The following is a 21,823-nucleotide window of genomic DNA, read 5'->3' as shown; positions in this document are numbered from 1 at the left end:
CTCGCGTGGCCGTGGCACCGGCTGCTCGCGCGCACTCCCGGTGGGCCCGTGACGCCCGTGACCACACATGAGTCGCGCCTCGGCAGGGCCCTGGGGGCGCCGGGGCGGTGGAGCGTGGCCGCCCAGACCTTCGCGTTGCAGGTGCTCATCGCGATCCTCGTCGTCGGGGCGGGCCTCGCCGGCGCCTTCGCGCAGGCGAAGCGGGCCGGCGACCAGGAGGCGAGCGCGCGGGCACTCGCCGTCGCCGAGACCGTCGCCGCCACGCCCAGCGTCGTCGAGGCGGTCCAGCAGCCGGACCCGTCGGCCACCCTGCAGCCCTACGCCGAGCGGGTGCGCGTCGAGTCCGGCACCGACTTCGTCGTCATCATGAGCCGCGACGCCATCCGCTACACGCACCCCGACCCGGCGCAGATCGGCGGGAAGTTCCTGGGGCACACGGAGGCGGCTCTCGCCGGCGGCGTCGTCGCCGAGGACTACACGGGGACGCTCGGCCCGTCGTCACGCGTCGTCGTGCCCGTGCGCGACGGCGGCCGCATCGTCGCGCTCGTCTCCGTCGGCATCCGCACGTCCGCCGTCGGCGAGCGGGTCCGCACGCAGCTTCCCGTCCTGCTCCTGGCCGGCCTGGCCGCCGCAGCGCTGTCCGGCCTCGGCACCGCCTTGGTCGCCCGCCGCATCCGGCGCCAGACCCACGGTCTCGGCGAGCCCCAGCTGCGTGAGATGTACGAGTACTACGACGCAGTGCTCCACGCCGTGAGCGAAGGGCTCGTCATCACCGACCTCGACGGCACGCTGCGGCTGGCCAACGACGAGGCCGTGCGGCTGCTCGACCTGCCCGCGGACGCCATCGGCCGGCCCGTCGCCGATCTCGGGCTCGCCGAGCCACTCGTCGCCGCCCTCACCGACGACCTGCCCCACGAGGACGAGCTGCACGTCACATCGGCACGGGTGCTCGTGCTCAACCGGGGCCCGGCGACGTGGCGCGGGCGGCTGCTCGGCCACGTCGCGACCCTGCGTGACCGCACCGACCTCGAGGCGCTCACCGGCGAGCTCGACTCCGCCCGGGGCCTCACCGACGCCCTCCGGTCGCAGGCTCACGAGTCGGCCAACCGCCTGCACACCATCGTCAGCCTCATCGAGCTGGGGCACACCGACCGGGCACTCGCCTTCGCCACGGAGGAGCTGCAGGTGTCCCAGGTGCTCACCGACCGGGTCGTCGGTGCCGTCGACGAGCCCGTGCTCACGGCCCTGCTTCTCGGCAAGGCCGCGGAGGCGCACGAGCGCGGCATCGCCTTCGAGATCGAGCCCGGCGCGCACTGGCCGCGCGATGTCGCCCCGACTCGAGACGTCGTGACGATCGTCGGCAACCTCATCGACAACGCCCTCGACGCCGTCGCCGGAGAGACCGGCACGCCCCGGCCCGAGCGGCACGTCAGCGTGGACTCGCGGGTGGAGGGCGCGTATGCCGTCCTCGAGGTCTCCGACGACGGTCCGGGCCTGCCGCCGGGCGCCGTCAAGGACGCCTTCCGACGCGGCTGGTCGACGAAGGAGCAGGGCAGCGCCGGCCGTCGCGGCATCGGCCTCGCCCTCGTCGGGCAGACGGTCGACCGGCTCGGGGGCACGCTCGAGGTGTCGGGTCCGCCCGGTGCGACGTTCACGGTCCGCCTGCCCGTCGGAGGTGGCGATGGATGAGACCGGCCCGCAGGGCCCGCTCCGTGTCCTCGTCGTCGAGGACGAGCCCATCGCGGCGGAGGCCCACACCGCGTACGTCGGAAGGGTCGACGGCTTCGAGGTCGTCGCCACGGTGGGCACGTCCCAAGCGGCCCTGAAGACGTTGCAGGACAAGGAGATCGACGTCGTCCTGCTCGACATGAACCTTCCCGACCGGCACGGCCTCGACGTCGTGCGTGCGATGCGCGCCGCCGGTCACCGCGCCGACGTCATCGCCGTCACTTCGGCACGCGACCTCGACGTCGTGCGGACCGCGGTGTCGCTCGGGATCGTGCAGTACGTCCTCAAGCCGTTCGTCTTCGCGACGCTGCGCGAGCGGCTGCTCGCCTACCGCGCGTACCGCTCCCAGGTCACGAGCGGCGCCGAGGTCGGCACCCAGGCGGAGGTCGACGAGGTCTTCGCCGGCGCGCGGGCGGCGGCGGAGTCGCGGCTGCCCAAGGGCATGGGCGAGGAGCTGCTCGCCAAGGTCTCGCGCGCGCTGCGTGACGCCGACGCCGGCCGCTCGGCCTCCGAGCTGGCCGAGGCCCTCGGTGTCAGCCGGGTCACGGCCCGCCGCTACGCCGAGCACCTGTGCGAGACGCGCGTCGCGGTGCGCCGTTCGAGGTATGCCGGGGCGGGACGTCCCGAGGTCGAGTACCTGTGGAGCCGATGAGACGCGCTGCCCACGACGTCGAGCGGGCGCACCTCGTCGACCCCACCGACCGCACGTGGTCGATCGCCCGAACCACCGTCTCCCCCGACCTGACCGACCTCGCGCGTCGCTTCTGGATCCCGGTGTGGGACGTGCCGGAGGGACGTGACTCCGTGCAGCGCGTGCTCCAGTACCCCGTGTGCCTCGTCGTCGTCTCGGACACGTACACCCGCCTCTACGGCGTCGTGTCCGGCCTGTCGCACACGATGCTGACCGGACGCGGCTGGGCCGTCGGCGTCATGCTCCAGCCCGCGGCGGGTCACCTCATCACCCGCGAGCCGGTACGCCGGATGACCGACCGCTTCGTCGACCTCACGACCCTGGAGACCCTCGACGCAGCCACACTCACCCGTCGCGTGCGGTCGCTGATGCGCCCCGACCCACGCTCCCCCGAGGCGCAGGCGCAGGCGCGCGAGGTCGTCGAGGATGCTCTGCGACCGCTGCTGCCCGTCGACGAGGAGGGTCTGCTCGTCAACGCGATCGTCGAGAACGTCGAGACCTCACCCGAGCTGCTCCGGGTCGACGACCTCTGCGCCCGGTTCGACATCAGCGAGCGCACGCTGCAGCGCCTGCTCGACAAGCGGATCGGGCTCGGACCCAAGTGGCTCATCCGGCGCCGACGCCTCCAGGAGGCGGCCGAGCGGCTGCGCGACTCGGACGTCGAGCTGGCCGGTGTCGCGGTCGAGCTCGGCTACGCCGACCAGGCCCACTTCACGCGTGACTTCCGCAAGGCGACAGGCATGACTCCCGGCGAGTTTGCCTCCCGCTTCCGCTGACTGGGACCGCGGGACACACAAAGGCACGTCAGTTCTGCGTGCGTGAGGTGAACGCACGCTGACCCGGTCGACTTCATGTGTCCGGAGGGCCGCTCGCCGGTCAGCTGGCGAGGCCGTGGGCGTCACCTTGGGTCTGGCGACGGAGGGCCGCCGCGCACTCGGCGACGACCGCGAGCGCTAGCCCGGCCGCATCGTCGTCGGCCGGCTCGGGCACGACGCGGCTGACGATGCCGTGTGCGGCGAGGTCCAGCACGCCGACCTGCTGGAGCTCGGCCATCTCCGCGGCGTGCGAGACGTCGCCGTGAACGATCGCGCTGGCGCCCTCGGGTGGCAGCGGGGACAGCCACGCGTTCTCGGCCGCGATGACCTCGCGGGCGGGCAGGAGCGCGAGCGCCCCTCCGCCACACCCCTGCCCGAGCACGATCGAAACCGTCGGCACGGTCATCGTCGTGAGCGTCGCGATGCACCGTGCGATCTCCCCGGCGATGGCGCCTTCCTCGGCGTGCGGCGACAGCTCGGCGCCGGGGGTGTCGATGACGGTGACGAGCGGCAAGCCCAGCTCCTCGGCAAGGCGCATGGCGCGACGAGCCTCGCGCAACGCGCCAGGCCCCATCGGCGTCACCGCGGACTGCCGCGCCCGGTCCTGCCCGACGAGCACGCAGGGCTGGCCGTCGAGGCGCGTGAGGGCCACAAGCATCGTCGAGTCACGCTCACCCTCGTCGGTCCCGTTCAGCCTCAGCGTGTTGCTCGCGCCGTGCCGGAGCAGCTCGCGCACTCCGGCGCGGTCGGGCCGGCGGGTGACCTCGATCGACTCCCACGCCGTCAGGTGCCTGCTGGGCTCGCCCAGCCGCCGCTCGAGGCGCGGCAGCGTCGGTCCGTCGACGAGGACGCCGAGGGCGCGGTCGACGAGCATGGGCAGGTCCTCGGCCGCGACGACGGCGTCGAGCACGCCCTTGGCCGTGAGGTTCTCGGCGCTCTGCACGCCGGCCGGGAACGGCACGCCGTTGAGCGCCTCGTAGACCTTCGGCCCGAGGAAGCCGACGAGCGCGCCGGGCTCGGCCACGGTGACGTGCCCGAGCGAGCCCCACGACGCGTAGACCCCGCCGGTCGTCGGGTGGCGCAGGTGCACGAGGTAGGGCAGCCGGGCGGCCCGGTGCGCCATGAGCGCCCGTGAGATCTCGACCATCTCGACGAATGCCGGTGTCCCCTCCTGCATGCGCGTGCCGCCGGATGCCGTCGAGGCCAGGACGGGCAGACCCTCGGCGGTGGCGCGGCGTACGGCTGCCGTGATCCGCGCCGCGGCGGCGCGGCCGATCGACCCGGCGAGGAAGCGGAACTCGTTGACGACCACGGCGACCGGCCGCCCGCGCACCAGCCCGCGTCCCGTCAGCACCGACTCGTCGGTGCCCGCCTTCTCCGCGGCGGCCTCGAGCTGGCGGCGGTACTCCTCGGGCTGCCCACTGATGTCGATCGGCTCGTCCCACGACTCAAAGGAGCCCGAGTCGAGCACGAGGTCGAGCAGCTCGTGCGCGGTCCAGGGGCGGCGTCCCATCAGTCCTCCCTCAACCAGGCACGGATCGCCGCGCCGTCCTCGTCGAGGGTGGGCGGCGCGGCGTGGTCACGGCGCGTCACCTCGGCTCCCGCGCCGTCGAAGAAGCGCAGGGGCGGCCCCGGAAGGGTGAGCCGACCGAGGGTGGGGTGCTCGACCTCGACGAGGAGCCCCTGGCTCGCGGTCTGGTCCCACGCGTACACCTCGTCGAGCGTGCGCACCTTGCCCGCAGGCACGCCGGCCTCGGCGAGACGCGCGAGCAACGGCTCGGCGTCCCACTCGGCGAACGCAGTCTCGAGCACCTCGATGACGCGGTCCCGATGGGCGACCCGCTCGGGGTTGGTCGCGAGCCCCTCCGCGACGGGGTCGAGCCCGAACGCGGTGCACAGCCGCTGCCACAGTCCCTCGCTGCCGACGGCGATCTGGACGGACCCGTCGCGGCAGTGGAACAGGCCGTACGGCGCGATCGAGGGGTGGTGGTTGCCTGCCGACCGCCCCACCTCGCCCGCCACCGTCCACCGGGTGCCCTGGAAGGCGTGCACACCCACGACGGATGCGAGCAGCGACGTGCGCACGACGGTGCCCTTCCCGGTGCGGTGGCGCTCGTTGAGCGCGGCGACGACGCCGTACGCGCCGTACATGCCGGAGAGGAGGTCGGCGATGGGCACGCCGACACGCTGCGGGTCGTCGGGCCCCGAGCCGGTGAGCGACATGAGACCCGCCTCACCCTGGGCGATCTGGTCGTAGCCGGCGCGGCCCCCCTCGGGACCGTCGTGGCCGAAGCCGGTGATCGACAGGACGACGAGCCGCGGGTTGCGGCGGGTCAGCTCGTCGATGCCGAGCCCGAGCCGCTCGAGCACACCGGTGCGGAAGTTCTCGACGACCACGTCGGCGCGGTCGACCAGGGCGAGCAGCACCTCCTTGTCGTCGGCGTCCTTCAGGTCGAGGGTGATCGACTCCTTGTTGCGGTTGGCCGAAAGGAAGTACGTCGCCTCCCGGCGCCCGTCCTCGCCGACGAACGGCGGGCCCCAGCCCCGTGTGTCGTCACCGCGGCCGGGTGCCTCGACCTTGATGACCCGCGCACCGAGGTCGGCGAGCATCATCGTCGCGTGGGGTCCGGCGAGCGCCCGCGAGAGGTCGACGACGAGCACGTCGGAGAGGGGTCCGTCAGAGGTCATGGCGTCACCATCCGGGGAGGATCAGGGCGGCCCACACGAGCAACGGGCCGACGACGACCACGATGACGCTGTAGGTGAGGATCTGCTTGTAGTACCGCGGCTCGCTGATCGTGTCGGGCCGGTTGGCCAGCATCAGCGCTCCGTTCGTCGAGAACGGGCTGACGTCGACGATCGTCGAGCTGACCGCAAGCGCGGCCACGAAGGTCGCCGCTCCGATGCCACCGTTCGCGATGAGCGGCACGGCGATCGGGATGATGACGGGCAGCAGGGCGGTCGACGACGCGAACGCCGACACGACGCCGCCGACGTAGCAGAGCACGAGCGCACCGACGACGGCTGCGCCGAGGCCCGCGGCCCAGTTGCCCACGAACTCAGGCGCCTTCGCCTCGGTCAGCACGGCGGCATACGTGCTCACGCCGGCGACGAGCAGCACGGTCGGCCACGCGACCTGCTTGACCGCGTCCTTGTGCTCGTTGGGCGAGAGGATCGCCAGCACCACGGCGGCGGTGATGGCGACGAAGCCGATGTTCTTGTCGAAGGCGAGGGCGATGACGGCGACGAGGGCGAAGGCCACGAGCGTCAGCACCTGGTCGCGCCTGACGCCGAGGGCCGGCGTGGTGCGGGTCGCGGTCATCGTGGCCGTGCCGGTGCCGGAACCGCCGCCGCGGACCGAGACGCCGCCGCCGTCACGCAGGCCGTCGGTCGTCGTGTCGTCGGTCAGCTCGTCGTCGAGGTCGTCGGCCCGCATGCTCATGAGCCGGCGGCCGCCGAGCACGACGAACAGGACGACGGCCATGAGCAGGTTGACCCCGAGGCTCGCGAGGAAGACCGTCATCTCGCTCGACGGGAGGTTGTTCTCCTCCATGACCGAGTTCGTGATGGTGCCGTAGATGCTGATCGGGGAGAAGCCGCCGCCCTGCGCTCCGTGCACGACGAACATGCCCATGAGGAGTGGGTTGATCTTGTAGCGACCGGCGAAGCCGAGCGCGATCGGGCCGATGATGGCGCAGGCGGCCGGGCTCGCGGCACCGATCGAGGTGAGCAGCGCGGTGACGAAGAACATCACCCACGGGATCAGCGCGACACGGCCACCGACGGCCCGTACCGCGGATCTGACGATCAGGTCGACGGTGCCGTTGTTCCTGGCGATGGCGAACAGGTACGTGACGCCGATGAGCGTCAGGACGAGGTCGCCGCTCACCCCGGCGAGAATCTCCTTCTCACTGAGGTCGAGCGCGTAGACGCCGACGAGCCAGGCCGCCACGTACGCGAGGGCTCCCATGTTGATGGGCAGCAGCGTGCCGATCACGAACAGTGCGACGAGCGCGATGATGGAGACCCATTCCGGTCCCATTGGCTTCCTCCGTCGGTCCCGGCCAGCACGCCTGGTTCCACGCCCTTGTGACGAGGCTCATGGCTGGCTCAGTGGCCTAGCCAATAGGTCAATGGGCCGGCTGTCAATAGAGTGGCCTCATGTCGACATCGGGGATGCCACGCCTCGCGAGGACCCGGCTCTACGAGCAGGTGGCCGAGCAGATCACGTCGTGGATCGACCAGAACGGTCTGACTGCCGGCGACCGGCTGCCTCCCGAGCGCGAGCTCGCGCAACGTCTCGGGGTGAGCCGCGCGACGCTGAGCCAGGCCCTCGTCGCCCTTGAGGTGATCGGCGTGGTCACCGTCCGGCACGGCGACGGCACCGTCCTGGCCGACGCCCCCGGACCCCGCCGCATCGTCGAGGCCATCCGGGCGCACGCTCACCGGTTGCCCGAGATCATCGAGACCCGCGACGCGCTCGAGACGAAGATCGCCGCACTCGCCGCGACCCGGCACACGGCCGACGACCTGGCCCGCATCGACGAGGCGCTCGACGAGATGCAGCACGACGTCGAGGCCGGCGGGCGCGGCGTCGAGGGCGACGAGCGATTCCACGGCGCCGTCACCGCGGCCGCACACTCCCTGCTTCTCGCCCGGCTCATGGACGAGATCCGCGACCTCATCCGCGAGACGCGCATCGAGTCGCTCTCGCAGCCCGGCCGGCCCGCCGACTCGCTCGTCCACCACCGCGCCATCGCCGACGCGATCCGGAGCGGTGATCCCGAGGCCGCCGCGGCCGCGATGCACGCCCACGTCGTCATGGTGAGCGACGTCGCGGTGCTGCGAGACGGGTCGTGACCACGCTCGAGATGCTCGCCGTGCTCGGCGCGGGTCTCGCCGCCGGCGTCCTCACCTCCACGGTCGGGGTCGCCTCGCTCGTCAGCTTCCCCGTGCTGCTCGCGGTCGGCCTGCCGCCGGTCGTCGCCAACGCGTCCAACACCGTCGGGCTCGTGTCGGCCGGGGTGAGCGGGTCGTTCGGCTACCGCGCGGAGCTGCGCGAGCACCCCCGCATCACGTGGACCGTCGTCATCACGTGCGCCGTCGGCGCGGTCGGGGGCGCGGCCCTGCTGCTCGCCCTGCCGCCCGGGGTCTTCGAGGCCGTCGTGCCGTGGCTCATCCTCTTCACCTGCCTGCTCGTCGGCGTGCAGCCGTGGATCGGCCGCTGGCTCCGGTCGCGCGGCGGCCAGGACCTCGGTCCGCGCACCCGCATGGGGCCGGTCACGACGTTCTTCGCACTGTTGACCGGCGTCTACGGCGGCTACTTCGGCGCCGGCTCCGGCGTCATGATGGTCGCCGTCCTCGGGCTCGGGCTCGACATCGACCTGCGGGTCGTCAACGGCCTCAAGACGCTCGCGATCTTCGCCGGCAACGTCGTCGCCGGCCTCATCTTCGTCGCGGTCGCCGACCTCGACTGGCTCGCGATCGCGCTGCTCGCCTCGGGGTCGGTCGTCGGCGGCTACGTCGGGGCGCGCGTCGGACGCCGCCTCCCCCCGACGCTCTTCCGCGTGCTCGTCGTCATCGCCGGCGTCGTGGCCGCGGTCCTGCTGCTGCGCTGACGCGTGCCGAAAGCCGCCTCGCCGGGGCACCCCGGGGGTCAGGCAGTCGCCGCGGTCACCACCGGCGCGGCTGCGGCGTCTCGCCGCGCGAGCAGCCCCTGGACGCCGATCCCGACGACGGCAAGGACGATGACGGCCGCGGCGTACGACTCGACCGTGGGGATCAGGCCCCATCGGGGCGCGAGCTGCCCGGCGACGATGACCGGCACACCGAACGAGAGGTACGCGACCGTGTAGACACCGGCGAAGACGCCGGCGCGCTGGTGCGCCTGGACCTGCGGTGCGATCAGACGAAGCTGACCACCGAACGTCCCGCCGAAGCCCGCGCCACCGAGCAGGGCACCCAGCCAGACCAGGGGAAGCCACGTCGCCGTGACGCCGGCGAGGACGACGGCCATGCCGAGCAGGATCAGGCCGAGGCCGACGAGCGTGCTGCGGCGAGCAGCATGCCGAGCGAACGCGAAACCCGAGAGGGCCGCGGCGAAGGGACCGACGAAGGCCGTGAAGCCCACGACGAGACCGTCCTGGAGGCCGAAGTGGAGCCGGAGAAGTGCCGGCGACAGCCCGAGGAACAGCGCCGGGAACATCCAGCCCGCGACATGAACCGGGATGCCCGCCAGGAACTCGCCACGGACGTGGATGGGGAGCGTGATGCGCGGGGTCAGCGACCGAAGCGCTCCGGGCCGCCTCTCGGCCGTCTCGGCGGTGAGGGTCACGAGGACGATGGCGAGGACCATGGTCACGGTGAGTGCGCCGAAGACGAGCGTGTTCGGGTCCGAGGTGAACTGCACGGCCGCGCCGGTCAGCAGCGCGCCGAGGCCGAGACCGCCTGCCACTGAAGCACCGGCGAGGCCGCCCGCGAGCTTCTTGAGGTGAGCGGGCGCGTGCTCGGCGATGGCCGCGCTGAAGGCGCTGGTCCCGAGACCGGTGGCCAGGCCCTGCACGGCCCGCGCGACGACCACCCACGTGATCGACGGCGCCACCAGGAAGACGACCATCGACGCCAGCTCGACGTACAACGCGGTGAGCAGCACCGGGCGTCGACCGACATGGTCGGAGAGCGATCCCCCGACCAGGAGGGCCACCAGCAGTCCGAGCGCATAGGTCGAGAAGGCGATGGTGAACATGCCCGCCGAGAAGCCCCACTCCTGCTGACGGAGCGCCAGCAGCGGCGTGGGCGCGCCGGCTGCGAAGAAGAAGGCTGCGAAGACGACGGCGACCCCGGCGAACGCTGGCGACGGTGGCATGGTGCGAGACACGAGGGCTCCTTGGACAGGTTGGTCTAACTGCGTTCCATTTAGACAGGTCGGTCCAGTCGTGTCAAGCGTCATTTAGACAAATCTGTCTGATAGCGTGGAGGAATGGCTGAGAAGCGTCCCAGCGCCCGTCAGCGGCTGCTTGATGCGGCCGACCGGCTCTTCTACGCCGAAGGCGTGCACACCGTCGGAATCGACCGGCTCATCGACGAGGCCGGCGTGGCCAAGGGCTCGCTCTTCTACAACTTCTCCGGCAAGGACGACCTCGTCGCCGCGTACCTCGCCGGGCGCGACGAGCAGCGGCGGCTACGGATCGCGCGCCACCAGGAGGGCCTCGACGATCCCGTCGAGCGACTCCTCGCGGTGTTCGACGCGCTCCAGGAAGCGGTCACCTCACCCACCTACAAGGGGTGTGCCTTCGCCAACGCGAGCGCCGAGGCGCGACCCGGCAGCGTGGAGCACCAGGCCCTGCGTACGTTCCGCGGCTGGCTGGCCCACATGCTCCTCGCCCTGGCCCAGGAGGCTGGTTTCAGCGATCCCGACGACGTGGCCAAGCGGCTCCAGCTGCTCTACGACGGAGCGGTGGCCAACTCCCAGCTCGACGCACACCCCGATGCCGTGCGTCTCGCCAGGGACCTCGCCGCCGGCGTGCTCCACGCCTCGCCTCGCGGCACCGCGGAGCTCACGACGTCGAGGTGATGCCGAAAGCCGGGCTCGTACCGGAAGGCCTGGACCCGGCGTCAGGCGCGCGTGCGCGCGACGCCCCTGCGGAGGGCCAGTGCGTCCTTGACCAGGCCGGTCGCGAGCGCCGCGCCGACGCCCTCCCCCGCACGGATGCGAAGGTCGAGGAGCGGCTCGAGACCGAGCTCGCGGAGCACCGCGGCGTGGGCCTTCTCGCGCGAGCGCTGGCCTGCCACGAGGTGCGCGGCGACGGCCGGCTCGACACGCACGGCGGCCAGGGCGCACACGGACGTCGCGAGCCCGTCGAGCACGAGGATCCCACCGGCCTCGGCCACACCGAGGACGAGACCCGTCAGCACGGCGAGCTCGCCACCACCGAGCCGGCGCACGGCCTCCGCCGCCTCGACGCGACCGACGCGCGCGCAGGCTCGCGTCACGACGTCGCGCTTGCGGTCGATCATCGCCGCGTCCGCCGACGAGCCGCGTCCGACGACGTCCTCGGCGGGGAGCTCGAGCAGCGCGGCGGCGAGCGCGGCAGCCACGGTCGTGTTGCCGACACCGACCTCACCGAGGGCGACCGGACCGCTCCCGGCCAGGGCGCGACCGCGCTCGTGACCGCGACCCAGCAGGGCGGCATACGTCGGCTCGTCGAGAGCGTCAGAAGTGACGAGATCACCTCTGCTGCAACCGATCCCGGCGTCGATGAGCTCGACCTCCAGGTCGGAGGCGCGAGCGGCGACCGCGCCCATCGATGTGCCCTCGCGGGTGGCACGGGCGACGTCGGCTGTGACCGACGGGTCGAACGCCGTGACGCCGTATGCCGTGACGGCGTGGTCGGCGGCCGCCACGACCAGAGTGCCCCGGCCCTCGACGGCTGGCAGCGCGGTGATCCGGTCGAGGACGGTGTCGAGGACGCCGAGCGAGCCGGGCACGGTGAGCAGGTCGTCGGAACGGTCGCGCGCGGCGACGACGTCGGCGGGCTCGGGAGCCCTGAGGTGGGACGTCGGCGCGTCACGCTCGGTCCAGCGCTCGCGCATGACGACCTGCTCGAGCGGGAGGCGCTTCGACCAGCCGGCTCGTTCCAGACCGGGCTCGGGCGGGCGCTCGTCGGGCCAGCCGAGGCAGAGCCAGCCGAGGGTCTCGACGCCGTCAGGCAGCCCGAGCAGGTCGGCGAGCTCGGCCGGCTCGAAGAGGGTGACCCAGCCGAGGCCGAGGCCGTGCGCACGCGCGGTCAGCCACATGTTCTCGATGGCGGCGGCGCACGACCAGAGGTCGGCGTCCGGAAACGTCGCCCGGCCCAGCACACCGGCGGGCGGGGTGCGCCGGTCGCACGCGACGACGACCCCGATGGGAGCCTCGCGGATGCCTTCGAGCCGCAGGTCGAGCAGGCCACGAGCCGACTCCTCGGCCATGCCCGCGGCCTGACGCAGGCGGCTGCGGTCGGCCATCAGCGCCGCCGTGTCGCGCGTGGCGGCCTCGGTGACCACGATGAACCGCCACGGCTGGCTGTGCCCGACCGAGGGGCCGCGGTGGCCGGCCGTGAGCACGGCGGTCAGCACGTCCTCGGGCACGGGGTCGGGCCGGAAGCGACGGATGTCGCGGCGCGCCCCGACGACGCGCTCGAGCGATGCGAGGTCGTCGCGCAGCGCCCACGCGTCGGGCACCTGGGCGCGCTCGGCGGCCGACGACGCGTCGCCGATCGTCGGGACGGGCCTGCGGTAGCTCACGGGCGAACTCTAACGAGCGACTGGGGTCCGCCGGTCAGGCCTCGATGTCGTCGAGGCCGTCGATGACGATCTCGAGAAGTCGGGCGAGCTCGTGGCGCTCCGACGTGGACAGGCCGCGCAGGGTGTCGCTCTCGACGACGTTGGACTCGCGGACGGCGGCGCTGAAGAGGTTCCAGCCCTCCTTCGTGAGGGAGACGAGGATGCGGGTGCGGTTGGACTCGTCGGGGCGGCGCTCGAGCAGGCCCCGGCCTGCCATCTTGTCGAGCCGGTGCGTCATCGACGACGGCGCGACGCTCGAGAGGTCGGCGAGCTGGCTCGGCGTCAGGCACGTGTCGCCCGCGCGGGCGAGCGCCGCGAGCACCGACCACTCCCCCTGGCTCAGGTCGAGGTCGGCGAACTGGCGCGCGTACCACTGGTCGAGCTTCTTCGTCACGGCGTAGACCGCGGTGATGACGCGCTGGACCGACTCCTCGCCGCCGGCCGCGACGTAGGTCGCGACGTCGGCCGCATGTTCCTGCTGGGCGGTCTGTCGTCGCTTCGCTGCCATGGAAAGGCATTGTTCCACCCTTGGGCCACCTGCTATTCTTTCGACATCGAAATTCGAATACGAAATATTCGAGCTCGAAACCACGTTGACCGACGGTCCGCGTCCCCAGAACAGAAAGGGTGTGAAACCCGTGCGCACCAAGCTCCTCGTCCTCGCCTCCTCCATCGGCATGCTCGGATGGGGCACCGTACTGCCCTACCAGTACGCGTACGCGGCCAACACCCGCGGCTGGGGCGCCTTCGCGGCCGCCCTGGCCAGCACGCTGTTCTCCGTCGGCGCGCTCGTCGCGGCTCCCTTCGCCGGCCGCCTCAGCGACCGCTTCAACCCGGTCACCGTCGCCGTCCTCGCGAAGCTGCTCGCCGCCGTCGGTGTCGGCAGCCTCGTCTGGGCCGAGTCGGCGGGGTCGTTCCTCGTCGGCATGTTCGTCTTCGGCTTCGGCCTGACCGCGGCCGCCCCCGCCGCGTCCGTGCTCGTGCTGCGGTGGGCCGGCGGCGACGACCGACGCAAGGTCTTCGCCTACAAGTTCACGGGTGAGGCCATCGGCATGGCCGTGGGCGCCTTCGTCGCCGGCCAGTTCGTCGACCTGTCACGGGCCGACGGCATGATGTTCGCCTTCGTCGCGGCAGGTGTCGGCTTCGCGCTGTCAGCCGCGATCATCCACCTCGCCGGCATCGGTGCGCCGGCCGAGGTCGCACCCGACCTCGCCGCCGGTGACGCCGAGGCGCGACCGAGCACGCTCGAGGCGCTGCGCCGCATCTTCGCCGTGCCCGCGCTGCGCTGGACCGCGGTCGTGGCGGTCGCGCTCGCCCTCGCCTTCTACGCGCAGTTCGAGTCGGGGTTGCCGGCGTATGCCCTCACCGTGCTCGACGTCGACGAGTCCGCGATCGGTCTCGCCGCCGCCGTCAACTGCGTCGTCATCGTCGCCTTGCAGGTCGTCGTCGTGCGGGTCACCGCGCGGCGCAACGCAGCGAGCCTGCTCATGGTCGTGGGCGGCGTGTGGACGGTGTCGTGGGTCGTGCTGTCGGTCGCTCAGCTGACGCCCGAGGTCGCGGCCGCGCTCTTCGTCACGACGTTCGGCATCTTCGCGGTCGGCGAGACGATGTACGCCCCCGTCCTCAACCCGCTCACGGCGAGCCTCGCCCCCGCGGGCCTGGTCGGCACGACCCTCGGCATGTTCACCGCGATCCAGACGACCTTCTCGGCCGTCGGCCCGCTCGTCGCGGGCGCCCTGCTCGGCCTGGGCCTCACGAACGGCTTCCTCGGTCTGCACCTCGTCATCAGCCTCGTCGCCGTCTACGGCGCGTGGCGCCTGCGCCGCACCCTGCGCCACCGCACCGGCGAGCAGCCGGTCGAGGCGCTCCCGACGGAGACCCGTCCGGCACCCCTCGCCGTCGCCGCCTGACGGCCCAGCGACGCGGGTCCGGCTCAGCGACGCGGGTCCGGCTCAGCGACGCGGGTCCGGCTCAGCGACGCGGGTCCGGCTCAGCGACGCGGGTCCGGCTCAGCGACGCGGGTCCGGCTCAGCGACGCCGAAGGACTCCAGCGCCGCTGAGCCGGACAGCGGCAGGTCGGACGCGGCATACGGCCGCGGTCGCCGGCGGCCGCGCACCCGGCGGAGCGCGACCTCGATGACCAGGCCGATGACGACGCCGCCGACGACGCCGAGGACCATCGCGAGCAGCGGCTCGTCGGCGAGGGCGGCACCCACCCCGACGCCGAGACCCACGGACCACAGCGCCCAGAGGGTCACGGCCACCGCGGACAGGGCGGCGAACCGCAGCGACGGGTAGCCCGTGACTCCGGCGGCGAGGTTGACGCCCGCCCGGCCCGTCGGGACGTAACGCGCCGACACGATGAACGGCGCACCGCGTTCGCGCAGCAGCCGCCCCGCCCGTTCGACGGCGCGGCCGACGCGGGGGCTGTGAACGGCCAGACGTGCCGCGGGCAGGCGCCGGCCGAGCTCGAAGACGAGGCGGTCACCCACCCAGGCCGCGGAGGCGGCGACCGCCAGCACGAGCCACGGGCTGGCGCCGTGGCCGGCCGCCCCGAGCGTGGCCAGCCCGATGACGACGGTCTCGCTCGGCACCGGCGGCAGCAGGGCGTCGAACATGCAGAGTGCCGTGAGGAGCACGAGGGCCCACGGGGATCCGGCGAGGGCGAGCAGCTGGTCGGTGAGGCTCTCGAGCATGCCCCCACGCTCGCCGAGCCGGCCGCCTCGGGCCATCGGGTTCGTCCCCCACGCGACCCCGGCTCGACCCTGAGCGATGTCCAGCGACCCTTCAGGCCGCCACCGCGACCGGCGTGAGGAGGAAGCGGCCCGCGAGCCCGACGCTGCGGTCGAGCCGGTCGAGGAACTCGGTACGCAGTGGCTCGACCCCGTCGAGCTCCCCGAGGACACGGGCATTGGTCCACGCGGCCTCGCGCGCCCGGCCGATGCTCCACGAGGCGACGAGGTTCGACACGGGGGCCGCCCAGCGGTCGAGCTCGAGGTGGATGCCGTCGAAGAACGACTGCCGCACCTGCTCCTGCACCGACTCGAGGATGCCTGTGATGCGTCGGTAGTCCGCCTCGACCCCCGGGGCGTCGAGGTTCGTGCCGAGCTGGCGGCAGGTGCGCACGAGGGCGACCGGCAGGTCGTGGTTGATGTGGGCGTTCATGCCGGCGAGCGCGAACTGGATCGACAGGATCCCCGGCGTGCGGCGGCAGTCGAGCACCGGCGCCCAGGCGTGCGCGGGCCGCTGCGCGGCGACCGCCTCGAGGTAGAGGCCGGCGAAGACGACATCGAGCCGAGTCATGAACCGCGCGTCACTGAAGTGCCCCTCGACGACGCGGTCGCGCACGAGCTCGGTGACGCGGACGTACATCTCGTGGAAGGCGCGGACGCCGTCGCCGTCGGGCAACGTCTGCCCGACGACCCGCATCCGCTCGAGCAGCTCCTCGATCGATGCCGGCTGGCCCGGCGGCACCGGTTCGGTGCGGCCGCCGAGCCGCTGACGGACGACGGTCACGAGATCGGTGAACCACCCCATACGGGGGACCGTAGCGGTCAGCCGCCGTGGAAGGCGACGACCCGCTCGATCGCCTCGCCGACGGCCGTGCTCCCCGCCGCGAAGCTGAGCCGCACCGAACGCCCGCCGGCGCGGTCGTCGAAGTCCCCGCCCGGCGTGATCGCCACGCCCGCCTGCTCGAGCAGGGCGCTCGCGTATGCCGCCGAGCTCCCCCAGCGCTCGAGCTGCGGTCCGAGCTCGGCCCAGTAGTAGAACGCGCCGTCGGGGGGCGCCGACTCTCCCCAGCCGAGACGGGCAGCATTGTCCAGCAACAGCTCTCGCGTACGAGCGAACTCTGCGACGGCTTCGTCGCACTCACGGTAGGACTCTTCCGCGAAGGCCGACACGGCGGCATACTGCGCGGGCGCGGGTGGGCACAGCGCGACGTTGCCGGCGAGCGCGTCGGCGGGCCGCACGAGGTCCTCGGGCAGGAGCATCCAGCCGAGGCGCCAGCCGGTCATCCCCCAGTACTTGCTGAAGGAGGAGATGACCACCGACGCGTCGTCGTGCTCCCACGCGCAGACGCCGCGCGGGTCGGCGGCGCCGGGCTCGGGATAGGTCACGCCGTGGTAGATCTCGTCGCTGACGAGGCGCACGCCGTGGTCGGCGCACCAGCCGGCGATCGCGGCGAGCTCGCCGCGGTCGACCATCGTGCCGGTGGGGTTGGCGGGCGAGGCGACGATGAGGCCGGCGAGCGGCCCGTCGGCCTGGGCGGCGTCGAGCAGGGCCGGGGTCGGCTGGTAGCGGGTGTCGGGGCCGCAGTCGATCTCGACGACCTCGCAGCCGAGCGAGGACAGGATGTTGCGGTAGGCGGGGTAGCCGGGCCGGGCCAGCGCGACCCGGTCGCCGGCCTCGAAGGCGGCGAGGAAGGCGAGCACGAACCCGCCCGACGAACCGGTCGTGATCGCGACGCGCGCTGGGTCGACGTCGAGGTCGTACCAGCGGCGGTAGTGCGCGGCGAGCTCGGCTCGCAGCTCACGGATGCCGAGAGCAGACGTGTACGTCAGCGCCCGGCCTGACGCGTGGATACGGGCCGCCGCCTCCGACACGAGGCTCGGTGCTCCTCCCGAGGGCTCACCCGCGCAGAGGGACACGACGTCGCGCCCGTCAGCCCGCAGCACGGCCACCCGGTCGAGCACGTCCATGACCTGGAAGGGCGGCACCTGCGAGCGGCGTGACGGCTGGAGCGATCGGGGCGGGGTGGTCACCGCGCCAGTCTCCCCCACCGGGTGGCGTCCCGGGCACACGAGCCGCCGGTCACGGACGACCGGTGACCTCCACGCGGTGAGGCTCTGCGGCGCTGCCGCGGACCTGCAGGTGCGGTGGGAGGAGCTCCTGGCCGCCGAGCTGCCCGGCCAGCTGGCCCATGGCCAGCTCGACCGCGCGACGGCCCACGTCGGCGGCGGGGATCGACACGGCGTCGAGTGGCACCGACTGCGCCTCGGCGATGTCGTCGGGGCACAGGGCGACGATCGACATGCGCTCCGGGACGTCGCGGCCGCGCGACCTCAGGGCCGTGAGCAGGGCCGGCAGCGCCGCCTCGTTGTGCACCACCAGGCCCGTGACCTCCGGCTCGTCACGGAGCAGCGCGTCGACCTGGGCCTCGACCTCGTGGTGGCCCGGGCTGAGGGCGTGGACCGAGGCGCGCAGCCCAGCCTCCGCCGCGCCGGCCTCGAACCCGTCCCGGAAACGCAGCGCGTAGCTCGTCCCCCGCTCGTAGACCGCCGGTGTGGGACCGAGGAGCGCGATGTCGCGGTGCCCGAGCTCCGCGAGCCGCTCGACGCAGACCCTCGCAGCTGCGGCGAAGTCGAGGTCGACGCAGCTGAAGTCGCCCGGCGTCTCGGGCACCCCGATGAGCACGACGGGAAAGCCGGAGCCGCGCAGGCTCTCGAGCCGGGGCTCGTGGGCCTCGACGTCCATGACGATGAGCGCATCCGCCATCGAGCCCTGGACGATCCGGTCGAGCACCTCGGGGCCCTCGTCCTTGATCACGAGCAGCACGTCGTAGTCGCGAGCCCGACACTGCAGGGCGATGGCCGCGACGAACTGCATGATGACCGGCACGTTGATGTCGGTGCGCAGTGGTGCCACGAGCGCCACGATCTTCGTGCTCGCGCTGGCGAGGGCTCGCGCCCCGGCGTTCGGCCGGTAGCCCAGGCGGGCGATGCCGGCCTCGACGCGGGCCCGCGTCCCGGGCGAGATGGCCCGCTTGCCGCTCAGCACGTAGGACACCGTGCTCGGTGCCACGCCGGCCTCTCGGGCGACGTCCGCGATCGTGGGCATGCGATCACCATAGGCGAGGGACTGCTCGGTCACCGCCACCTCCGTCTCGGTCGTCCGCGGCCGGGATCGCCCTCCGGCCTAATTTGTATTCCCGCAAAACTATTGACTCCCTCCGCTGTCGATGGGACAGTCGAAGCGCTTCGACACTGTACCTGACCAAGGAGCGACAATGAGGTTTTCCTTTCACCGGGCAGCCCTGGCGGCTGCGGCCGCAGCGGCCCTGGCCCTGGGCGCCTGCAGCGGCGGCGAGTCACCGGGAGCGGGTGCCGACGACACCGGGGCCAAGACCCTGCGCCTGTGGCACTACGAGAGCGCGAACGGCGCGATGGGCGTGGCCTGGGACAAGGCCATCGAGATCTTCAAGAAGGAGCACCCCGGTGTGAAGGTCGAGTTCGAGCGCAAGGCGTTCGAGCAGATCCAGCAGAACGCCGGCATGATCCTCAACTCCGAAGAGGGTCCCGACATCATGGAGTACAACAAGGGCAACGCCACCGCCGGCCTGCTCGCCTCCCAGGGGCTGCTCACCGACCTGACCGGAGAGGCGCAGAAGCGCGGCTGGGACAAGAAGCTGAGCCCGAGCCTGCAGACGACGGCCAAGTACGACGAGAAGGGCGTCATGGGCGGCAACGTCTGGTACGGCGTCCCGAACTACGGCGAGTACGTCATGGTCTACTACAACAAGGACCTCTTCACGAAGAACGGCGTCAAGCTGCCGACGACCTTCGCCGAGCTCGAGTCGGCGCTGGCAGCCTTCAAGGCCAAGGGGATTGCCGGCCTCGGGATGTCCGGCGCCGAGTACCCCGCAGGCCAGCTCTACTACCAGCTGGCCCTGTCCAAGGCCGATCGTGCCTTCGTCGACAGCTACCAGCTCTACAAGGGGGCCGTCGACTTCCACGCCGACCCGCTGAAGTACGGCGCCGACACCTTCGACGCCTGGGTCAAGAAGGGCTACGTCGCAAAGAACACCGCGAGCGCCAAGGCGGAGGACATGGGCACGGCCTTCATCGGCGGCAAGACGCCGATGATCGTGTCGGGCAGCTGGTGGTTCGGCCGGTTCGCCGACGAGATCAAGGGATTCGACTGGGGCACCATGCTCTTCCCCGGCAACAAGCTCGATGCCGGCTCCTCGGGCAACCTCTGGGTCGTGCCCGAGAACTCCAAGGCGAAGTCGCTCGCCTACGACTTCATCGACATCACGCTCCGCCCGGAGGTCCAGGACCTCCTCGGCGAGAAGGGCGGCCTGCCCGTGGCGGGGGACCCGTCGAAGATCACCGACGAGCGCACCCGGAAGATGACCGAGGACTTCGCCACGCTCCTCGACCAGGACGGGCTCGCCTTCTACCCCGACTGGCCGGTCCCGGGCTACTACGACGTGCTCGTGGCGAAGCTGCAGGGGCTCATCAACCAGTCCGCGCAGCCGAGCGCAGTGCTCGACGCACTGGCCAAGCCGTACGCCGACGGCATCAAGGAGATCCAGGCCAAGTAGCCCGGATGCCGTCAACCGGGGTGGGGCGGCCAGCCGCCCCACCCCGAACGGAGGAAACATGTCGAGCGCCACACTCAGCCGCACCGACGACGCGTCGGTCCCGACCGGCCGGCTCACGAGCCGGCGCCGCCGGGAGGCGTCCTACTGGACGTACTTCATCCCGGGGGCGGTCCTCTTCACGGCCGTCATCGGGATCCCCTTCTTCTACAACATCTACCTCTCGCTGACCCGCTGGTCCGGTGTCGGCAAGCCCCGCTTCGCCGGGTTCCACCAGTACGCAAGGCTTTTCGCCGACGACGTGTTCTGGACATCGTTCCGCAACTCGCTGGCGATGGTCGTCGCGATGGTCGTCGTGCCCACGGTCATCGGCCTCGTGCTCGCCGCCGTCCTGTTCGACTACCTCGGCCGCCGGTTCGGAGCCGGTGTCGTGTCTGTGCTGCGCGCGACCTTCTACCTCCCGCAGATCCTGCCGGTCGTCGTGGCCGGCATCGTGTGGGGGTGGGTGCTGCGACCGGACGGGGCCGTCAACGGCCTCCTCGAGGCGGTAGGCCTCGGCTCGCTGGGCCAGGACTGGCTCGGCGACCCGGGGTTCGCCATGCCGGCGGTCATGCTCGTGCTCGTCTGGGTGCAGATCGGCTACCCGGTCGTCATCTTCATGGCGGCGCTCGGCCGGGTCGACCCCGAGCTCTACGAGGCAGCCGAGCTCGACGGCGCCGGGTGGTGGGACCGACTCCGGGCCATCACGATCCCGCAGATCCGCCCGGAGACCTACGTCGTCACGCTGACCTGCACGATCGCCGCGCTCAAGGTCTTCGCGCCGATCTTCGCACTGACCCGCGGCGGGCCGGAGAACAGCACCAACGTGCCCTCCTACTTCGCCTACAACACGTTCTTCAAGAAGCTCGACGTCGGCTACGGGGCCGCCATCGCAACGGTGCTCACGCTGATCATCGTGGTCGTCGCAGGGGTCTTCATGGCCCTGCAGGCTCGGGCCGAGCGAAGGGATGAGCGATGAGCGCCATCATCACCACCTCCACCACCCAGGCTCCCGGGACGCAGGCCCCCGGCACCGACGGGCCGGCCTCTCCGGCTCCCCGGTTCACCAGCCGGCTGCACCGCGGCCCGGGCCGTTGGGTCGTCCTCGTCCTCATCACCCTGTGCGCCCTCGCCGTCATCGCGCCGTTCCTGCTCATGCTGCTCAACGCGTTCAAGTCGCCGTCGGACTACAGCAGCAACGGCCCACTGAGCCTGCCGACCGAGATCTACACGAAGGGGCTGACGACCTACTGGGAGCAGGTGAACTACCCCCAGAAGCTGCTCAACTCGATCATCATCTCGAGCGCCGTGGCGGTCGCGGCGACCGTCGTGTCGCTGCTCAACGCGTTCGCCCTCGGCATCGGCCGGGTGAGGGGACGGCTGTGGATCGTCGGGCTCTTCCTGCTCGCCAACATGCTGCCGCAGGAAGCCCTGGTCTACCCGCTCTACTTCTTCGCCAAGCAGGTCGGCCTCTACAACACGCAGCTCTCGGTGATCATCATCTTCACCGTCATCCAGAGCGCGTTCGGCACCTACCTGCTCGCCTCCGTCCTCGGCACCTTCCCGCGGTCGGTGCTCGAGGCCGCAGCCCTGGACGGCGCGAGCCGGTGGCAGACCCTGTGGCGCGTCGTCTTCCCCATCACGCGCCCGACGCTCACGGTGCTCGTCATCTTCTTCTTCATCTGGACGTGGAACGAGTTCTTCATCCCCCTGGTGATGCTCATCTCCAACAAGACGCAGACCGTGCCCGTCGCGCTCGCGACGCTCCAGGGCGACCGCATCATGGACGCCCCCACGACGAATGCCGGCGCTCTCATCTCCCTCATCCCCTGCGTCATCTTCTTCCTCATCTTCCAGCGCACCCTGACGCGCGGCGTCATGGCCGGCGCCGAGAAGTGAGCGCAGAAG

At 71.9% G+C, this 21,823-nt stretch carries 20 protein-coding genes; 10 read left to right on the top strand and 10 right to left on the bottom strand.

The genetic code is table 11. The features are described 5' to 3' along the window. Nucleotides 1-57: 57 nt before the first annotated feature. The 3 genes from H9I49_RS05725 to H9I49_RS05715 are packed head-to-tail and all read left to right on the top strand — an operon-like array spanning nucleotide 58 to nucleotide 3,195. A complete protein-coding gene (locus tag H9I49_RS05725) occupies nucleotides 58-1,689 on the top strand; it encodes an ATP-binding protein (protein WP_370587443.1) in 1,632 nt (543 codons plus the stop codon). Beyond that, the gene (locus H9I49_RS05720) at nucleotides 1,682-2,380 is read left to right on the top strand and encodes a response regulator (RefSeq protein WP_188029305.1); all 699 of its coding nucleotides are present in this window, start codon (nucleotides 1,682-1,684) and stop codon (nucleotides 2,378-2,380) included. The genes H9I49_RS05725 and H9I49_RS05720 overlap by 8 nt, the downstream gene beginning before the upstream one ends. Next, on the top strand, nucleotides 2,377-3,195 hold the full coding sequence (locus H9I49_RS05715) for an AraC family transcriptional regulator (RefSeq protein ID WP_188029304.1): 819 nt from the start codon (nucleotides 2,377-2,379) through the stop codon (nucleotides 3,193-3,195). The genes H9I49_RS05720 and H9I49_RS05715 overlap by 4 nt, the downstream gene beginning before the upstream one ends. 100 nt (nucleotides 3,196-3,295) lie before the next feature. On the opposite strand, the gene H9I49_RS05710 is transcribed toward H9I49_RS05715, so the two are convergent. Genes H9I49_RS05710 through H9I49_RS05700 form a run of 3 tightly spaced genes read right to left on the bottom strand, consistent with a single transcriptional unit; the run spans nucleotide 3,296 to nucleotide 7,276 of the window. Next, nucleotides 3,296-4,747, bottom strand: coding sequence for a carboxyl transferase domain-containing protein (locus H9I49_RS05710; protein ID WP_188029303.1), 1,452 nt, complete (start codon nucleotides 4,745-4,747; stop codon nucleotides 3,296-3,298). Beyond that, nucleotides 4,747-5,922, bottom strand: coding sequence for a CaiB/BaiF CoA-transferase family protein (locus tag H9I49_RS05705; RefSeq protein ID WP_188029302.1), 1,176 nt, complete (start codon nucleotides 5,920-5,922; stop codon nucleotides 4,747-4,749). The genes H9I49_RS05710 and H9I49_RS05705 overlap by 1 nt, the downstream gene beginning before the upstream one ends. A gap of 4 nt (nucleotides 5,923-5,926) precedes the next feature. After that, nucleotides 5,927-7,276 (bottom strand): SLC13 family permease, encoded by a 1,350-nt coding sequence (locus H9I49_RS05700; RefSeq protein WP_188029301.1) that lies wholly within the window; start codon nucleotides 7,274-7,276, stop codon nucleotides 5,927-5,929. A gap of 119 nt (nucleotides 7,277-7,395) precedes the next feature. Between H9I49_RS05700 and H9I49_RS05695 the strand changes: the two genes are divergently transcribed. Both H9I49_RS05695 and H9I49_RS05690 read left to right on the top strand, forming a co-directional pair. Next, nucleotides 7,396-8,094 carry a FadR/GntR family transcriptional regulator gene (locus tag H9I49_RS05695; protein WP_255523612.1) on the top strand — a complete coding sequence of 233 codons (699 nt, stop codon included), beginning with the start codon at nucleotides 7,396-7,398 and terminating at the stop codon, nucleotides 8,092-8,094. Continuing rightward, nucleotides 8,091-8,852 (top strand): sulfite exporter TauE/SafE family protein, encoded by a 762-nt coding sequence (locus H9I49_RS05690; RefSeq protein WP_188029300.1) that lies wholly within the window; start codon nucleotides 8,091-8,093, stop codon nucleotides 8,850-8,852. The genes H9I49_RS05695 and H9I49_RS05690 overlap by 4 nt, the downstream gene beginning before the upstream one ends. Nucleotides 8,853-8,890: 38 nt before the next feature. On the opposite strand, the gene H9I49_RS05685 is transcribed toward H9I49_RS05690, so the two are convergent. Further along, nucleotides 8,891-10,111 carry an MFS transporter gene (locus H9I49_RS05685; protein WP_370587442.1) on the bottom strand — a complete coding sequence of 407 codons (1,221 nt, stop codon included), beginning with the start codon at nucleotides 10,109-10,111 and terminating at the stop codon, nucleotides 8,891-8,893. Nucleotides 10,112-10,213: 102 nt separating this feature from the next. Between H9I49_RS05685 and H9I49_RS05680 the strand changes: the two genes are divergently transcribed. Next, nucleotides 10,214-10,807: a TetR/AcrR family transcriptional regulator gene (locus H9I49_RS05680; RefSeq protein ID WP_188029299.1), complete on the top strand. Its 594-nt coding sequence runs from the start codon at nucleotides 10,214-10,216 to the stop codon at nucleotides 10,805-10,807. Between the two features lie 41 nt (nucleotides 10,808-10,848). Here the strand turns inward: H9I49_RS05680 and bluB are convergent, their stop codons facing one another. Together bluB and H9I49_RS05670 are read right to left on the bottom strand one after the other, a co-directional pair. Next, nucleotides 10,849-12,516, bottom strand: coding sequence for a 5,6-dimethylbenzimidazole synthase (gene bluB / locus H9I49_RS05675; protein WP_188029298.1), 1,668 nt, complete (start codon nucleotides 12,514-12,516; stop codon nucleotides 10,849-10,851). A gap of 34 nt (nucleotides 12,517-12,550) precedes the next feature. Then, a complete protein-coding gene (locus tag H9I49_RS05670; protein ID WP_188029297.1) occupies nucleotides 12,551-13,063 on the bottom strand; it encodes a MarR family winged helix-turn-helix transcriptional regulator in 513 nt (170 codons plus the stop codon). A gap of 130 nt (nucleotides 13,064-13,193) precedes the next feature. Between H9I49_RS05670 and H9I49_RS05665 the strand changes: the two genes are divergently transcribed. Beyond that, a complete protein-coding gene (locus H9I49_RS05665) occupies nucleotides 13,194-14,465 on the top strand; it encodes an MFS transporter (protein WP_188029296.1) in 1,272 nt (423 codons plus the stop codon). 99 nt (nucleotides 14,466-14,564) lie between these two features. Here the strand turns inward: H9I49_RS05665 and H9I49_RS05660 are convergent, their stop codons facing one another. The 4 genes from H9I49_RS05660 to H9I49_RS05645 all read right to left on the bottom strand — a co-directional run bounded on the left by H9I49_RS05660 (nucleotide 14,565) and on the right by H9I49_RS05645 (nucleotide 18,393). Continuing rightward, nucleotides 14,565-15,251, bottom strand: coding sequence for a DedA family protein (locus tag H9I49_RS05660; protein ID WP_188029295.1), 687 nt, complete (start codon nucleotides 15,249-15,251; stop codon nucleotides 14,565-14,567). Nucleotides 15,252-15,342: 91 nt separating this feature from the next. Continuing rightward, entirely contained in the window at nucleotides 15,343-16,092 is a 750-nt protein-coding gene (locus H9I49_RS05655; RefSeq protein WP_188029294.1) for a DUF5995 family protein, read from the bottom strand. A 17-nt stretch (nucleotides 16,093-16,109) separates the two neighbouring features. Next, complete coding sequence (locus tag H9I49_RS05650; protein WP_223128407.1) at nucleotides 16,110-17,255, bottom strand: aminotransferase class I/II-fold pyridoxal phosphate-dependent enzyme; 1,146 nt, start codon at nucleotides 17,253-17,255, stop codon at nucleotides 16,110-16,112. A gap of 112 nt (nucleotides 17,256-17,367) precedes the next feature. Then, entirely contained in the window at nucleotides 17,368-18,393 is a 1,026-nt protein-coding gene (locus H9I49_RS05645) for a LacI family DNA-binding transcriptional regulator (protein WP_188029292.1), read from the bottom strand. Nucleotides 18,394-18,562: 169 nt separating this feature from the next. Between H9I49_RS05645 and H9I49_RS05640 the strand changes: the two genes are divergently transcribed. From H9I49_RS05640 to H9I49_RS05630, 3 genes are read left to right on the top strand one after another with little or no spacing between them, the layout of a single operon-like run. Next, nucleotides 18,563-19,879: an ABC transporter substrate-binding protein gene (locus tag H9I49_RS05640; protein WP_188029291.1), complete on the top strand. Its 1,317-nt coding sequence runs from the start codon at nucleotides 18,563-18,565 to the stop codon at nucleotides 19,877-19,879. A gap of 58 nt (nucleotides 19,880-19,937) precedes the next feature. After that, entirely contained in the window at nucleotides 19,938-20,894 is a 957-nt protein-coding gene (locus tag H9I49_RS05635) for a carbohydrate ABC transporter permease (protein WP_188029290.1), read from the top strand. Beyond that, a complete protein-coding gene (locus tag H9I49_RS05630) occupies nucleotides 20,891-21,814 on the top strand; it encodes a carbohydrate ABC transporter permease (RefSeq protein WP_188029289.1) in 924 nt (307 codons plus the stop codon). The genes H9I49_RS05635 and H9I49_RS05630 overlap by 4 nt, the downstream gene beginning before the upstream one ends. The last annotated feature ends 9 nt before the right edge of the window (nucleotides 21,815-21,823 follow it).

The organism is Terrabacter sp. MAHUQ-38 (genome assembly GCF_014518425.1).
GTDB lineage: Bacteria > Actinomycetota > Actinomycetes > Actinomycetales > Dermatophilaceae > Terrabacter.
The sequence above is the reverse complement of the archived record's forward strand: the minus strand, read 5'-3'. Positions and strand labels throughout refer to the sequence as shown.